This window comes from Enterobacter quasiroggenkampii (assembly GCF_043972695.1).
Taxonomy (GTDB): domain Bacteria; phylum Pseudomonadota; class Gammaproteobacteria; order Enterobacterales; family Enterobacteriaceae; genus Enterobacter; species Enterobacter quasiroggenkampii.
Map to the genome: position 1 here is coordinate 634,005 of NZ_CP143745.1, position 13,626 is coordinate 647,630.

Annotated in this window: 15 protein-coding genes; 8 read left to right on the forward strand and 7 right to left on the reverse strand. The window is 55.7% G+C overall.

What is annotated here, in order from left to right; all coding sequences use genetic code 11:
• Positions 1 to 51 precede the first annotated feature (51 nt).
• From V1572_RS03085 to V1572_RS03110, 6 genes are all read right to left on the reverse strand, one after another.
• Entirely contained in the window at positions 52 to 957 is a 906-nt protein-coding gene (locus V1572_RS03085; protein ID WP_008500138.1) for an EamA family transporter, read from the reverse strand.
• Between the two features lie 134 nt (positions 958 to 1,091).
• A complete protein-coding gene (locus V1572_RS03090; protein WP_008500137.1) occupies positions 1,092 to 2,471 on the reverse strand; it encodes a carbohydrate porin in 1,380 nt (459 codons plus the stop codon).
• A gap of 138 nt (positions 2,472 to 2,609) precedes the next feature.
• Complete coding sequence (locus V1572_RS03095; RefSeq protein WP_262796986.1) at positions 2,610 to 2,912, reverse strand: PTS lactose/cellobiose transporter subunit IIA; 303 nt, start codon at positions 2,910 to 2,912, stop codon at positions 2,610 to 2,612.
• Between the two features lie 5 nt (positions 2,913 to 2,917).
• A complete protein-coding gene (locus tag V1572_RS03100; protein ID WP_262796984.1) occupies positions 2,918 to 4,294 on the reverse strand; it encodes a glycoside hydrolase family 1 protein in 1,377 nt (458 codons plus the stop codon).
• 17 nt (positions 4,295 to 4,311) lie between these two features.
• A complete protein-coding gene (locus V1572_RS03105; protein ID WP_262796982.1) occupies positions 4,312 to 5,640 on the reverse strand; it encodes a PTS sugar transporter subunit IIC in 1,329 nt (442 codons plus the stop codon).
• 11 nt (positions 5,641 to 5,651) lie between these two features.
• On the reverse strand, positions 5,652 to 5,966 hold the full coding sequence (locus V1572_RS03110) for a PTS sugar transporter subunit IIB (RefSeq protein WP_008500132.1): 315 nt from the start codon (positions 5,964 to 5,966) through the stop codon (positions 5,652 to 5,654).
• 293 nt (positions 5,967 to 6,259) lie between these two features.
• Between V1572_RS03110 and V1572_RS03115 the strand changes: the two genes are divergently transcribed.
• Positions 6,260 to 7,210: a LacI family DNA-binding transcriptional regulator gene (locus V1572_RS03115; RefSeq protein ID WP_008500131.1), complete on the forward strand. Its 951-nt coding sequence runs from the start codon at positions 6,260 to 6,262 to the stop codon at positions 7,208 to 7,210.
• A 50-nt stretch (positions 7,211 to 7,260) separates the two neighbouring features.
• Here the strand turns inward: V1572_RS03115 and V1572_RS03120 are convergent, their stop codons facing one another.
• The gene (locus tag V1572_RS03120) at positions 7,261 to 7,557 is read right to left on the reverse strand and encodes a YicS family protein (protein WP_044597403.1); all 297 of its coding nucleotides are present in this window, start codon (positions 7,555 to 7,557) and stop codon (positions 7,261 to 7,263) included.
• A 141-nt stretch (positions 7,558 to 7,698) separates the two neighbouring features.
• Between V1572_RS03120 and V1572_RS03125 the strand changes: the two genes are divergently transcribed.
• The 7 genes from V1572_RS03125 to V1572_RS03155 all read left to right on the forward strand — a co-directional run bounded on the left by V1572_RS03125 (position 7,699) and on the right by V1572_RS03155 (position 13,612).
• The gene (locus V1572_RS03125; protein ID WP_048030347.1) at positions 7,699 to 8,118 is read left to right on the forward strand and encodes a GNAT family N-acetyltransferase; all 420 of its coding nucleotides are present in this window, start codon (positions 7,699 to 7,701) and stop codon (positions 8,116 to 8,118) included.
• 129 nt (positions 8,119 to 8,247) lie between these two features.
• Positions 8,248 to 8,514 carry an antitoxin gene (locus V1572_RS03130; RefSeq protein WP_262796981.1) on the forward strand — a complete coding sequence of 89 codons (267 nt, stop codon included), beginning with the start codon at positions 8,248 to 8,250 and terminating at the stop codon, positions 8,512 to 8,514.
• Positions 8,511 to 8,909, forward strand: coding sequence for a type II toxin-antitoxin system VapC family toxin (locus V1572_RS03135; protein WP_395299692.1), 399 nt, complete (start codon positions 8,511 to 8,513; stop codon positions 8,907 to 8,909). Before V1572_RS03130 ends, V1572_RS03135 begins: the two co-directional genes overlap by 4 nt.
• A gap of 139 nt (positions 8,910 to 9,048) precedes the next feature.
• Entirely contained in the window at positions 9,049 to 9,849 is an 801-nt protein-coding gene (nlpA, locus tag V1572_RS03140; protein ID WP_395299693.1) for a lipoprotein NlpA, read from the forward strand.
• 123 nt (positions 9,850 to 9,972) lie between these two features.
• A complete protein-coding gene (locus tag V1572_RS03145) occupies positions 9,973 to 10,752 on the forward strand; it encodes an MBL fold metallo-hydrolase (protein ID WP_045907939.1) in 780 nt (259 codons plus the stop codon).
• Between the two features lie 26 nt (positions 10,753 to 10,778).
• On the forward strand, positions 10,779 to 11,732 hold the full coding sequence (locus tag V1572_RS03150; RefSeq protein ID WP_126535090.1) for a GlxA family transcriptional regulator: 954 nt from the start codon (positions 10,779 to 10,781) through the stop codon (positions 11,730 to 11,732).
• Between the two features lie 182 nt (positions 11,733 to 11,914).
• Positions 11,915 to 13,612 (forward strand): ShlB/FhaC/HecB family hemolysin secretion/activation protein, encoded by a 1,698-nt coding sequence (locus tag V1572_RS03155; protein WP_244940638.1) that lies wholly within the window; start codon positions 11,915 to 11,917, stop codon positions 13,610 to 13,612.
• Positions 13,613 to 13,626 lie beyond the last annotated feature (14 nt).

A 13,626-nucleotide genomic window follows, 5' to 3' on the forward strand; every position in this document is an offset into this window, starting at 1 on the left:
TTTCCCCCTCGCCCCTTTGGGGTGTACGGTCCGGGATGAGGGGACATCAGGCTACGCCGATGTCCTCACCCGTCTTCTTGAATCCATTGAAATCAGCACCACCGACGACACGATCAGCAGCGTCCCCAGCCAGTCCGGCAGGGTAAACGCCACGCCCAGCAACATCACCGACAGCAACGCGCTGCTCAGCGGCTCGGCGCAACTCAGAATGCTCGCCTTCGGCCCGCCGATCATCTGCGCGCCTTTCAGATACAGGCTGAACGTCAGCGCGGTGCCGATCACCACCAGATAGAAAAACGCCAGCAGCAGGCTGCCGTCAATGACGAAGGTCGTCCCGCGCCCGGCGTAGAACGGCGTCAGCATTAACCCGGCAATCAACATACTCCAGCCGACAATCGGCAATGTGCCGTAGCGGGCAATCAGCGTTGACGGATAGGTGGTGTAAAACGCCGCGGCAAACGCCGAGGCGATGCCAAAGAACAGCGCGGCTGGCGAGATGGAGAGCGAGGTTGGATCGCCGTGGGTCACCAGCAGGAACGTCCCGACAAGCGAGGTCACAATCGCGGACAGAACAAACACGCCGGGGCGCGTTTTCCGCGCCAGCGCGAACCACGCCACGATAATGGTTGGCGACAGAAACTGCAGCACGGTGGCGGTAGCGGCGTTGGATTTTTCAATCGTCAGCAGGAAGGTGAGTTGCACGGTGAGCGCGCCGACCAGCGAGAAAAACAGCAGGCTGAGGGCGTCTTTGCGATGTTTGATGACCGAGAAAATCTTGTCGCCGTGAACGAAGGAGAGCGTCAGGAGGATCACGCCGGTAAACAGCAGGCGAACCATGGTCAGGTAAGGCGAAGAAATGTGGCTTTTCTCCATGATGTACTGCGCGCAAACGCCGGAACTGCCCCATAAAACGGCGGCGATCAGGACGTTCAGCATCCCTTTACGTGTGGAACCCATTTTCTCCCCTGCTATGTTGATTTTTTTCTAGCATAACATGGGATCTTGCCGGGTGGCGCTGCGCTTACCCGGCCTACAAAACCTTGTAGGCCCGTGCAAGCGCAGCGCCGCCGGGCGAAACAAACGACGCTCTACTAGAACCACGCCTCCCACATCGCGCCGACGTTGAAGTCGTCGAGCGTCTCGTCTTTGGTGTTGTTCACGCGCGCGGTGCGTGCGTTATCCACTTTGCCGCCGGTCACGTAGAAGCGCAGCATCGGACGGAACTCTGGCCCCATGGCGATAGACATGTTCTGCGACAGGGTCAGCTTCCAGCCCTTGTTGTCGCCGCCGTTATCATAATCAACGTGCTGCCAGCCTGCTTCCAGCCAGGTGGAGTGAACGTCGTTCCACCAGTGCATCGGGCGCACGATGGCGTTGTAGTTCTTACGGTTGTCGGTCTTATCGCGGCTGTTGTCATAATCGTGGAAGGCGAGGATGTACTCCACCTGCGTGGCCTGGGTGAATTTATACAGCCCTTCGAAGCTGGCGTAGACCGTGGTCAGATCCTCGGTTTTGTTGAACACGCTGTTGTCCGCGTTATCGGAGTAGCGGGCAATCACCTTGTTCACGCCGCTGTCGTTGGTGTGGCTCAGCACCACGCCGCCCTGCCAGGCGTTCAGACGCTCGTCGCTCTCCACCGCTTTCGAGTCAAAGCCGTAGTTGGCGTACAGCTCCAGATCCAGCGGACCGAGCTTCATGCCGTGGATTTTAGACGTCGCGGCGTAGTTGCCTTTGTCGCCCGTGCCGGACCCGCCGGTACAGGTGATACGCGACGGGTTCGCTTCGTCTTCCATCACTTCCGGGCTACAGGATTCCACCGCCGCCACGGCGGCGACGTCAAACTGCACGCCGCCGATGTCGAAGTTCTTCACCCCGGCGCCCTGGCCGTCGTGGTTCATCCAGAAGTAATCGTTGATGCCCTGCTGCGGACGCTGGTGGAAGTCACGACCGGCCCAGAAGTAGGCGTTCGGGTTGGAGGCCATAATATTGGTCACCCCGGCGTAGGCCTTTTTCAGGTTAACTTCGTCGCCCCAGTGGTCGATCATCACGTTGATGTCCCAGATGGCGCCGTTTTCGCCCTTGAAGGCTTTAGAGAGCTGGAACTCGCCGCCGTTGCCTTCGTTACCCAGACGACCGATCGCGGACGCGCCGTTGTAGGAGCCATCGACAGCCACGTATTTCTGATCGGCGGCCTGGAAGTGCGCGCCGTAGCGGGCGTAGCCGGTAAATTTAATCCCGAACGGGATCGCCATGTCCGGGGATTGCGCCGCGCTTTGCGGCTCGGTCACCACGTCCGCTTTTTTCGCGACGGCGGCATCCATTTTGGCCTGGCGCTCGGCCAGGGCTTTATCCACCGCTTTCGCCACAATGGCGTCGATTTGCTCCTGGGTGAATTCTTGTGCAAGCACGGAAATTGGGCAAAGCGCGGCGATAACCGCCATGGTTAATGGTAGTTTTTTAATCGTATTCATGGTTATCTCAATATAGTTTAATTTTATTCAGACAATAACCATCCCGCTCCGATCTGACAGAATATGTCGCTATCATCAGAACAAGTGGATTTCTAGTTTTAGGTACAGAGGTATTACATTAATTTATTTCGCCATAGACTATCTCTGATATAAATGAATAATTTCTTCAGACAATTCACGCGCTAATAACGAATTCATTAAATGATCCTGCGCGTGCACCATAATTAAGGTCATCGGCTGGCGGGCTTCGCCTGCGTCCTGCTCGATCAGTTTGGTCTGCATCTTGTGCGCCTGGCGCGCATAGCCGTCGGCTTCGCGCAGCAGGCTTTTGGCTTCGTCAATGTTGCCCTGGCGCGCCGCGTGCAGCGCCTCAAAGCATAGGCTGCGGGACTGGCCAGCATTGACGATAATTTCCATAACGGCTTCTTCTAATTCGATCATTATCATTACTCTTTTTCAAAATTATTATTTAAGGCGGTGGCGGCAAACCACTCTCCGCTTTTCTTAATGGTGCGCTGCTGCGTCTCCAGATCGAGCTGGATAAATCCGTAGCGATTTTTATAGGCATTGCACCACGACCAGTTATCGATAAATGTCCACATATGGTAGCCAAGGCAATTACACCCTTCGCTAATGCCTTTATGCAGCCAGGTTAAATGCTCAGAAATAAACTCAATGCGGTATTGATCGTTAATCTGGCCATTTTCAATAAAGCGCTGCTCGTTTTCGACGCCCATCCCGTTTTCAGAAATAAAGCAGCGGGGGTTACCGTAATTGTCGCGCAGGTTAATCAGAATATCGTAGATACCTGGCGCGTAGATTTCCCAGCCGCGGTAGGGGTTCATCTTGCGTCCCGGCATCTCGTAGCTATCAAAGAACCATTCCGGCATAAACGGCGCCTGCGGGTTCACCGCGCTGTCGCGGCACTTCACGCGACGCGGCTGATAGTAGTTAATGCCGAGCAGGTCGATTTTTCCTTCCGCAATCAGGAAACCGTCTTCCGGCTTGCAGGCGGGCAGCTGGTCGTAAGATTTCAGCAGCGCCACCAGATCCGCTGGGTATTCGCCGCGCAGGACCGGGTCGAGGAAGCTGCGGTTAAACATCAGATCCGCAACGTGCGCCGCCTTCACGTCCGCCGGGTTTTGCGAGCGCGGATACGACGGCGTCAGGTTCAGCACGATGCCGATCTCTCCCGCGTAATGCCCGGCGCGGTAGGCCTGAACTGCCTTCGCATGCGCCAGCACCGTGTGATACGCCACGGTGGCCGCCCGGCGGAAATCCACCACGTTTGGATAGTGGAAGTCGTACAGATAACCGCCTTCCACCGGCACGATCGGCTCGTTGAAGGTAAACCAGTGCAGCACGCGGTCGCCGAACAGCTCGAAGCAAATCTGCGCATAGCGGGCGTACGCGTCCACCACGTCACGGTTTTCCCAGCCGCCTATCTCCTGCATCGCCATCGGCATGTCGAAATGGAACAGGGTGATGAACGGCGTGATGCCCTGTTCATTCAGTTCATCAATGACCTGATTATAAAAATCGACCGCGTCCGGGTTAACTTCACCGATACCGTCGGGGATCAGGCGCGCCCAGCTAATCGAGGTGCGAAAGCTGTTGTGGTTCAGCTGTTTCAACAGCTGAATGTCCGTTTTCCAGTGCTGATAAAACGTGGAGGTCTGCTGCGGCCCCACGCCATTGTGAAAACGGTTCGGCTCGCGGGCAAACCAGTAATCCCACGTGGTTTCACCCTCTCTTGCCCCTTCCGTCTGGAGAGCGGAGCTTGCGCTGCCCCACCAGAAGTTATCGGGAAATGCGTATTTCATGACCCTTCCTCTTTGACTTAATTGCTTGTGGCTTCAGCGGCACTCACGGTTGCAGCCTGGGCTTTCTGCTCTTCGTTTTTAATCAACGTACGCTCATAGGCGCGCAGGAACGGCAGGTACATCAGCGCGGACATCACCATGCAGACCAGGCACATCACCACCGGGCTCAGCGCCCAGTTCGCCGCCCACGAGGCGCCAATCGGTGCAGGGGTAGTCCACGGAGTTAACGAGACGACCTGCGCCAGCCAGCCGAGCTTCGTGGCGCCGTACGCCAGGCAGGCGTTGATCAGCGGAACGCACACGAACGGGATAAACAGCATCGGGTTCATGATGATCGGCGCGCCGAACAGAATCGGCTCGTTGATGTTAAAGAAGCTTGGCACCACGCCCATTTTGCCGATGGTGCGCAGGTGGGTAACGCGGCTGCGCAGAAGCAGGAACGCCAGCGGCAGGGTGGAACCGACGCCGCCAATCAGCAGATAGTGATCCCAGAAGCCCTGCAGGTAAACGTGCGGCAGCGCCGCGCCTGCGGCCAGTGCCGCCTGGTTTGCCGAGAGGTTGGCCATCCAGAACGGGTTCATGATGCCGGTAACAATCAGCGAGCCGTGGATACCGGCAAACCAGAAGATCTGGCACAGCAGCACGGAGAGCAGAATGGCGGGCAGGGAGTCAGACGCGGACACCAGCGGCTCCAGCAGGTGCATGATTGCCTGCGGGATAATCATCCCGGTCTGCGCTTCAATGAACAGGTTCAGCGGATGCAGCGTGCCGATCACCACCATCACCGGGATCAGGATCTCAAACGAACGCGCCACGCCGGTGGGCACTTCCTTCGGCAGGCGGATGGTGACGTTGTTCTGCTTCAGCCAGGCATAGACGCGGGTGGCGTAGATCGCGGTAATCAGCGCGGTGAAGATGCCCTGGCCGGAGAGATACTGGGTCGAGATTTTGCCGTCGGCATATGGCGCGGCGACCAGCAGGAAGGCCATAAAGGCCAGCAGGCCGGACATCACCGGGTCGAGGTTAAACTGACGCCCCAGGCTCGCTCCAATCCCTACCGAGATGAAGAAGGTCATCACGCCCATGCTGAGGTTAAACGGCAGCATCAGCTGTTCGCGGTAGGTCTGGGAGAAATCCAGCCAGCCGCGGGCAAAGCTGTTGGTGGTATCCGCCGAGAACGGCGGGAAGATGAACACCAGCATAAACGAGCCGATGATCATAAACGGCAGCGCGGCGGTAAAGCCGTCGCGGATGGCAATCACGTACTTTTGCTGGCCGAGCTTCGCGGCCAGCGGGGTAATTGACTGCTCAATCACCGCGACCATGGATTGATATAACGAACTCATGTGAACACCTTTTAGTGTGCCGCTTCGATGAGCGACAGAGCAAAGTCCAGTACTTTATCGCCACGCTGCATGCCGTAGTCCATCATGTCGATGGGCTGCACCGGAATGCCATGCGTCGCCGCCTTGTCTGAGAGTGTCTGTAACATGTATTTCACTTGCGGTCCGAGAAGTACCACCTGGTATTGCGGAAACTGCGTATCAAATTCGGAAACACCGTACGCATCAATCTTCACCGGCAAACCACGTTCTTTCGCGACATCGACCATTTTGCTGACCAGCAGGCTGGTGGACATCCCGGCAGAGCAGCACAGCATAATCTTGAACATCGACAACCATCCTCTAAATGTAAAAAGTTATTGCGAGGATGATTGGACATGATACGGAAACCGGTTTCCATTCATAAAAGACAGAACTGTGACAACCATCAAGATCCAATACTTATGAGGCTAATTAACCGGATGCAGGTCACATAATTTGGCTGTTTTGACATCATTTTGAGTGGAAACGGAAAATCGGTTTCCATGGAAAACGGAAACGGATATACTCCGTTCTGGCTATAATGTGAGCCGAAGCGGTCATGGAATTTGCAGGCGCGAGGTAAGCCTGCCAGGGGAAAGAGATGTCGACAATCAATGATGTATCACGTCTTGCCGGGGTGTCAAAAGCCACGGTATCGCGAGTGTTGAGTGGGTCGCGTGGCGTAAAGGAAGCCAGCCGTCAGGCCGTACTGAAAGCGGTGGATGAGCTGAACTACCGGCCTAACGTGATTGCCCAGTCGCTGCTGAGCCAGTCGACGGGCTGTATCGGGGTCATTTGCGCGCAGGAAAATATTAACCAGACCACCGGTTATCTCTACGCGCTGGAAAAACAGCTCAGCCAGCATCAAAAACACCTGCTGCTGCGCTTCGCGCACAGTAAAGCGGAAGTGATGCACGCCCTTGAAGAACTCTCTCGCGGGCTTTGCGATGACATCCTGGTGATTGGCGCGCGTTTCCCGCTGGACGTCGATATGGACAACGTCATCCTGGTCGACTGCATGGAGTCTGATAATTCCAACAGCATTCAGTTCGATCACGCCTTTGCTGCCGAAACCGCCTGTAACTACCTGACCAGCCAGGGGAGACGGCAGATTGCCCTGATCCACCCGCACGGCAGCGGGTTTGCCGACCAGGTTCTGCTCGGCTACAAGCACGCGCTGGAGAAAAATTTCCTGCCCTTTAATCGCAACCTTGTGTTCATGGACGCGACCTCCTCGTCCGTTGCGCTACAGGAGCTGCTGAATAACGCCAGCACGCTGAACTTCAACGCACTGCTGGTGGCGGACGAGCAGGAAGCCCAGCGGGTGATCCCGCAGCTGCAGGCGTTTAATAAATCCGTGCCGGACGACATTATGGTCTTTAGCCTGGCCGGATCGCTGCACCTGCCGGGTATTCCGGTGATCCCGGCGATTGAATATTCAATGGATGCCATGGCGGCGCGTATAGTGAGCTGGCTGACGGAGAAAACGCAGATGCTCGGCTCGTATGTGCTGCGCGGGGATTTAATTATTCCAGACGTGCGTAAGCGTTAAAAATAATGTGTAGGCCGGGTAAGGCGCAGCCGCCACCCGGCAAGCAGCATTCAATAATCTTCCATACAATCCACCTGACCAATCGCCGCCCAGTAGGCGTCCAGGTTGTCGCGCTTCACGGCGGTAACGGCATTTTTGATCAGCAGCTGATTGGCCTCTGACGACAAAATCATCGCCTGCCAGGCCTTATCGCTCTGCTTTTTCTGTGGCGTACAGGTTTTCTTTATATCTTTCATGACCTGCTGCTTAATCTGCGCCTCTTTCGCCGGATCCTCCTTTTCCTGAGCATGGACAAACGCGGCGAAGAGCAGACAAACCAGCAGGCAGACCAGATGCGCAGCTTTCATCAACAACCCCCATTAGAAGTCACAGGCTTCCCATGAAATATATCGTTACATTCAGTGTAGCGACGCCAGCCGAAAGTATGAATTTTCTCCACGATGCGTGTGTGAGATAGTGAAACGGCACAGATAACAAGGAGAAAAAATATGCACCTGAGCATTACTGATAATGTTACGACGCAGGAGAAAGAGGAGTTACTGACGGGGCTGAGGGCTTTTAACGGAAAGTTTCTCGATCTGACAAATTTTAGCGGCGACGTTGGCGTTTACGTACGGGACGAAAACGGCACCATGCTCGGCGGGCTCATTGGGGTGCGCAAAGGCGACTGGCTGAATATCGACTATCTCTGGGTGAGCGACACCGTACGCGGAACCGGCGTGGGCAGCCAGCTCATCAGAACGGCCGAAGAAGAAGCCAGGCGCAAAGGCTGCAAGCACGCGCTGGTCGATACCGCCAGCTTCCAGGCGCGTCCGTTCTATGAAAAGCAGGGGTACCAGCTGCAGATGTCTTTGCAGGATTATCCGTACCCGGGCATGCAGCGACATTACCTGGCGAAAGCACTTTAAGCCCGTTTCTGTCATTATGCATTCTGCTATTTATTGCGAGCCGCTTTCCTAATTTAAAACGTGTTGCTTGTCTTCTTTTCGGGCCCTGGCGCATGCTTTGGCCTGGTCAAGTCATCCATGGAGATAGCAATGGAACGCACAGCAAAACTATTCAAAAAGGGTCAGAATCAGGCCGTTATGCTGCCTGCTGAATTCGCGTTTGATGCGGAGAGCGTCTACATCCGACGGGATGAGGAGGGGAATGTCGTTTTGGCGGCAAAACCTTTTCTAATAAAGAGCTGGGATAATTTTCTCCGCATGCTGGCAGAAACGGACGTACCAGATACGTTTTTGAGCAAGGAGGAACGCAATCAGAGTGTTACGACAAGAGACCCTCTGGATGGAGCATGCTCATGAGACATATGCTGGATACGAATATTGTGAGTCACTTGTTTAAACGACACCCGGAGGTTGTAAGCAGAATGACATGTCTGGCGCCGGGTGACGTTTGTATCTCAAGCATTACCGAAGCGGAATTGCTGTATGGTGCTGACAAGAAGAAAAGCAGTAGATTGAAAGAAACAATCCGGGAGTTTCTCAATACCATCACGATTTGCGACTGGGACAGCGACGCCTCAGCAACGTACGGTGAACTCCGTGCAACCCTGGAAAAGAAAGGGAAAGTGATGGGGGATCTCGATCAACTGATCGCTGCACATGCTATCAGTCGGGGAACAACGATTGTTACTAACGATCGTGCATTCAGAATGGTGCAGGAGCTTGCCGTCGAGGACTGGACGACAACGTTGTGATCCCTGATGCCCGGTGGAGCAGCGTCACCCGGCCATACCCGCATATAACCGATCCTTCTTATTGATTCTTTTTCGGTTTTTATTTCCCCGCCTCGTTGTCGATATAGTCACTACAACATTCAGCAAAAGGAACTGTCTTGTGAAACGTCGATTGGGTGCTCTGGTACTGGCTGGCCTGCTGCTGGCAGGGTGCGATCAAAGTGGCAGCGATGCCAAACACATTAAAGTCGGCGTCATCAACGGCGCCGAACAGGACGTGGCGGAAGTCGCCAAAAAGGTGGCAAAAGAGAAATATGGCCTGAACGTGGAGCTGGTGGGCTTCAGCGGCTCGCTGTTGCCTAACGATGCCACCAACCAGGGGGAACTGGATGCCAACGTCTTCCAGCATCGCCCGTTCCTTGCAGAGGATAACAAGGCGCATGGCTACAAGCTGGTGGCCGTGGCGAACACCTTTGTTTTCCCGATGGCTGGCTATTCCCGCAAAATCAAATCCGTGTCTGACCTGAAGGACGGCGCAACCATTGCCATTCCAAACGACCCGACCAACCTTGGCCGCGCGCTACTGCTGCTGCAAAAAGAGAAGCTCATCACCCTGAAGCCAGGTACCGGGTTGCTGCCGACGGCGCTGGATATTACCGCCAACCCTAAGCAGCTGAAAATCATGGAGCTGGAAGGGGCGCAGCTGCCGCGCGTGCTGGACGACCCGAAAGTGGATGTCGCCATCATCAGCACCACCTATATTCAGCAAACCGGGCTGTCGCCGGTGCATGACAGCGTCTTTATCGAAGACAAAAATTCGCCGTACGTGAACATCGTGGTGACGCGCGAAGACAACAAAGACGCGGAGAACGTGAAGGAATTTATCCAGTCGTATCAGTCCCCTGAAGTAGCGAAAGCAGCGGAGACGATCTTTAACGGCGGGGCGGTGCCGGGCTGGTAAAAGCACCCGCATAAAGCACGGTGACGTAAATTGGCCCGATTTCATCGGTAATCGCTCTTTAACCCACAGCGTGCCGCGCGACGGCTGGCTATCCTCCTTATCACACCAACCGGAGGATAGCCCATGAACATCACCCACATTCGCAACGCCACCCAACTGATTACCTATGCCGGAAAACGTCTTTTAGTCGACCCGATGCTGGCCCCACAGGGCGCTTATCCGGGCTTCCCTGGCACGGCCCATGCCGAACGCCGCAACCCGACGGTCGAACTCCCCGTTGACGTCAACGCGCTGCTGGACGCCGACGCGGTGATCGTCACCCATACCCATGACGATCACTGGGATCGCGCCGCAGCGGAACTGATCGCCAAAGACAAACCGATCTACGTACAAAATGACCGCGACGCCGCGCTGCTGCGCAGCCAGGGGTTTAGCAACCTGACGGTCATGACCGACGAGACCACCTTTGGCGAGATTCGAATTGCGAAGACCCACGGCGGCCAGCACGGTACCGATCGCGCATACGCCGTGCCCGAACTGGCGGAGCGGCTGGGCGAGGCCTGTGGCGTGGTGCTGCGTCATCCTGATGAGAAGACGCTCTATATTGCCGGGGATACCGTCTGGCGTGACGAGGTGGCGGCCGATCTGCAAAAGCACCAGCCGGACGTGGTGGTGCTGAACGCCGGCTATGCCCACGTCATTGGTTTTGGGCCCATTATTATGGGGCAGGAGGATGTGCTCAACGTCCATTTCCTGCTGCCGCAGGCTAAAATTGTGGCGATCCATATGGAAGCCATTAACCACTGTCTGTTAACCCGCAGCGCGCTGCGGGAGTACGTTGAAGCCAACCAGGTGAGTGACGCAGTGAGCATTCCCCAGGATGGCGAAACCGTTATATTCTGAGTGTCTGAAAGGGAAAGGAGAGACAGATGTCGCTAATCAACGTCGCGATTGTCGCGGTAGACGGGTTCAGCCCGTTCCACTACTCCGTTCCCTGCATTCTGTTTGGCGACTCGGTCTCCGGAGAAAAGCGCTTTAACGTGACGATCTGCGCCGAAACGCCAGGATTTCTCACCTCAAAAGACGGATTTGCTCTCAACGCCACGCAGGATTTTACCGCCATTGGGCAGGCCGATATTGTTGTCGTTCCTTACTGGCAGCACGTTCTTGAACGCCCGCCGCAGGCGCTGCTCGACAGCCTGATGCAGGCGAGAGACCACGGTGCGGAAATCGTCGGGCTGTGTCTGGGGGCGTTTGTGCTGGCCTGGGCGGGGATCCTCGACGGCAAACGCGCGGCCACCCACTGGGAGTTCGAACGTCAGTTTCAGTCGCTCTTTCCGAACGTTCAGCTGGATATTAATGCCCTTTATGTGGATGACGGCAATATCATCACCTCCGCCGGTACTGCCGCAGCCCTCGACTGCTGCCTGTATATCATTCGCCAGCGCTTTGGCAGCCTGGTTGCTAACCAGATTGCCCGTCGGATGATTGTTCCGCCCCACCGCGAGGGCGGGCAGGCGCAGTTCATCGCCCAGCCGGTGCCTAAAGATACCCGCGACGGACGCATTAACTGTCTGATCGACTACCTGCAGCAGCACATCACCGAACCGCATAGTCTGGACTCGCTGGCGGAGGTGGTCTCGATGAGCCGCCGCACCCTGACCCGTCATTTTGTTAACGCGACGGGGATGAGCGTCACCGACTGGCTGACCGCCGAACGCCTGCGGCGCAGCCAGATCTTACTGGAAGCCGGAAATATGCCGATTGAACGCGTGGCTGAGCTGGTGGGATTTAATTCCGCCGTCACCTGGCGACAGCAGTTTAAAGCGCGTTTTGGGGTGAGTCCCGCAGAGTGGCGAAAAACTTTCCGTCTTCACAGCTAGTGTATTGGGGCTAACTCAAGATTTAAGGCTTAGTTAAATCCTTTCTTATTTTCTCTTAATACCCTTCTCACTCTTCTGAAATAACTATTAATTTTAGGAGCCCTAATTCAAATTTGATATACTCTCTTTAAGAAAACTCTTATATTACAAAAATAATCATTGCGGACATTTTTGTGGCATGGATGAATAACGCCGAAATAAAAATTAGAATAATTTCATTAGTAAATTATGCTGTTGCTATCTTATTGTTTTCGCTTTTTTCAGCGAGGGTGAGTGCTGCACCTTTATCGCCAGCCGATCGCGATTCCATTCAACAGCAACAGCAGCAGCTTTTATTACAGAACCAGCAACAGCGTGAGGAGCTGGAGCGCAGTATTCCTCGCCCTGCGCCCGCCAGACCGCTGCCTGTTACCGGCTCCGGACCCTGTTTCACCATTCATACCATTACCCTTTCCGGTGCGACCTTAATCTCCCCGAAAAACCGGCAGACCCTTGTCGCGCCGTGGCAGGGCCGCTGTCTGGATATGGCGAAAATAACGGAGCTTCTCGCCCATATTTCTGACTGGTATATCAGCCGGGGATATATCACCAGCCGCGCTTTTCTTACCGAGCAGGATCTCTCCGGCGGCCAGCTGAATATTGTTGTGCTGGAAGGCAGACTGGAAGCGATCCGTCTGGAAGGCGAAACGCCGCGTATGCTGAAAATGGCGTTTCCGGGACGGGTGGGCGGCATCCTTAATTTACGCGACATCGAACAGGGCATGGAGCAAATTAACCGTTTGCGTACCGACCCGGTTCAGATTGAAATTCTTCCGGGAACGCAGGCCGGATATTCCATCGTTAATCTCACGGCAAAACCGGAATTTCCCTTAAGTGTATCCGTAAGCCTGGATAATAGCGGACAGAAGAGTACCGGCGAAGATCAGCTGAGTGGCGTGCTCACCGCCAATAATATGCTGGGGCTGGCGGATAAATGGTTTGTCAGCGGCGGGCGCAGCAGCGATTTTGCCAGCGCGTACGATGCGCAGAATTTCCAGGCGGGCGTCAGCGTGCCGTTTGGCTACGGATTACTGGACTACAGCTACGCCTGGAGTAACTACCGGACCACCATCAATAACCAGGGATTCAACTGGCTCTCCACGGGCGATACCAAAACCCACCGCCTTAACGCGTCCTGGGTGGTCTTCCGCAACGGGGAGGTGAAAACCGGCATTGCGGCAGGCGTGGTTCAACGCTCCAGCCGCAACTGGCTCAACGACGCGCCGCTTCAGAGCAGCACGCGCAACCTCTCCAGCCTGATTCTGGGCATTACGCACACGCAAAAAATGCTGGGCGGCGTGGCGACCTTCAACCCGACCTGGAGCCACGGCATGCCGTGGTTCAATGCCGAAACCGACGAAGATAAGTCCGGGGATGTGCCGCGTGCGGAATTCCGCAAATGGAGTCTGAACGCCAGCTTCCAGCGGCCGATTACCCGTAATGCCTGGTGGCTGACCAGCGCCTACGGCCAGTGGTCGCCCGATCGGCTGTACGGTTCCGAGCGCCTGACGCTCGGCGGCGAAAGCTCCGTGCGCGGTTTTAAAGAGCAATACCTGTCCGGGGATAACGGCGGCTACTGGCGTAACGAGCTGGGGTATTCCCTCTTCACCCTTCCGGTGATTGGCGCAGTGAGCGCAACGGTTGCCGTTGACGGCGGCTGGCTGGAAAAAGACCGTCAGGACCGTTTTGCCTCCGGCACGTTATGGGGAGGCTCGGTGGGGCTGAGCAGCGCAGGGCGCTGGTACAGCAGCCAGATTTCGGTCGGCACGCCCCTGCACTACCCCGACTGGCTCGGCCCGGATCATGTGAGCGTTAACTGGCGCATTGCCTTCATGCTTTAAGAGACTCTACGACT

Excerpts from the sequence above, each read along its gene's own strand:
- V1572_RS03100 (WP_262796984.1), bottom strand. The coding sequence starts at position 4,294 with ATGAAATACGCATTTCCCGATAACTTCTGGTGGGGCAGCGCAAGCTCC.
- V1572_RS03145 (WP_045907939.1), top strand. The coding sequence starts at position 9,973 with ATGAACATCACCCACATTCGCAACGCCACCCAACTGATTACCTATGCC.
- V1572_RS03150 (WP_126535090.1), top strand. The coding sequence starts at position 10,779 with ATGTCGCTAATCAACGTCGCGATTGTCGCGGTAGACGGGTTCAGCCCG.
- V1572_RS03110 (WP_008500132.1), bottom strand. The coding sequence starts at position 5,966 with ATGTTCAAGATTATGCTGTGCTGCTCTGCCGGGATGTCCACCAGCCTG.
- V1572_RS03095 (WP_262796986.1), bottom strand. The coding sequence starts at position 2,912 with ATGATCGAATTAGAAGAAGCCGTTATGGAAATTATCGTCAATGCTGGC.
- V1572_RS03105 (WP_262796982.1), bottom strand. The coding sequence starts at position 5,640 with ATGAGTTCGTTATATCAATCCATGGTCGCGGTGATTGAGCAGTCAATT.
- V1572_RS03085 (WP_008500138.1), bottom strand. The coding sequence starts at position 957 with ATGGGTTCCACACGTAAAGGGATGCTGAACGTCCTGATCGCCGCCGTT.
- V1572_RS03115 (WP_008500131.1), top strand. The coding sequence starts at position 6,260 with ATGTCGACAATCAATGATGTATCACGTCTTGCCGGGGTGTCAAAAGCC.
- V1572_RS03120 (WP_044597403.1), bottom strand. The coding sequence starts at position 7,557 with ATGAAAGCTGCGCATCTGGTCTGCCTGCTGGTTTGTCTGCTCTTCGCC.
- V1572_RS03130 (WP_262796981.1), top strand. The coding sequence starts at position 8,248 with ATGGAACGCACAGCAAAACTATTCAAAAAGGGTCAGAATCAGGCCGTT.
- V1572_RS03090 (WP_008500137.1), bottom strand. The coding sequence starts at position 2,471 with ATGAATACGATTAAAAAACTACCATTAACCATGGCGGTTATCGCCGCG.
- V1572_RS03155 (WP_244940638.1), top strand. The coding sequence starts at position 11,915 with ATGAATAACGCCGAAATAAAAATTAGAATAATTTCATTAGTAAATTAT.
- V1572_RS03135 (WP_395299692.1), top strand. The coding sequence starts at position 8,511 with ATGAGACATATGCTGGATACGAATATTGTGAGTCACTTGTTTAAACGA.
- V1572_RS03125 (WP_048030347.1), top strand. The coding sequence starts at position 7,699 with ATGCACCTGAGCATTACTGATAATGTTACGACGCAGGAGAAAGAGGAG.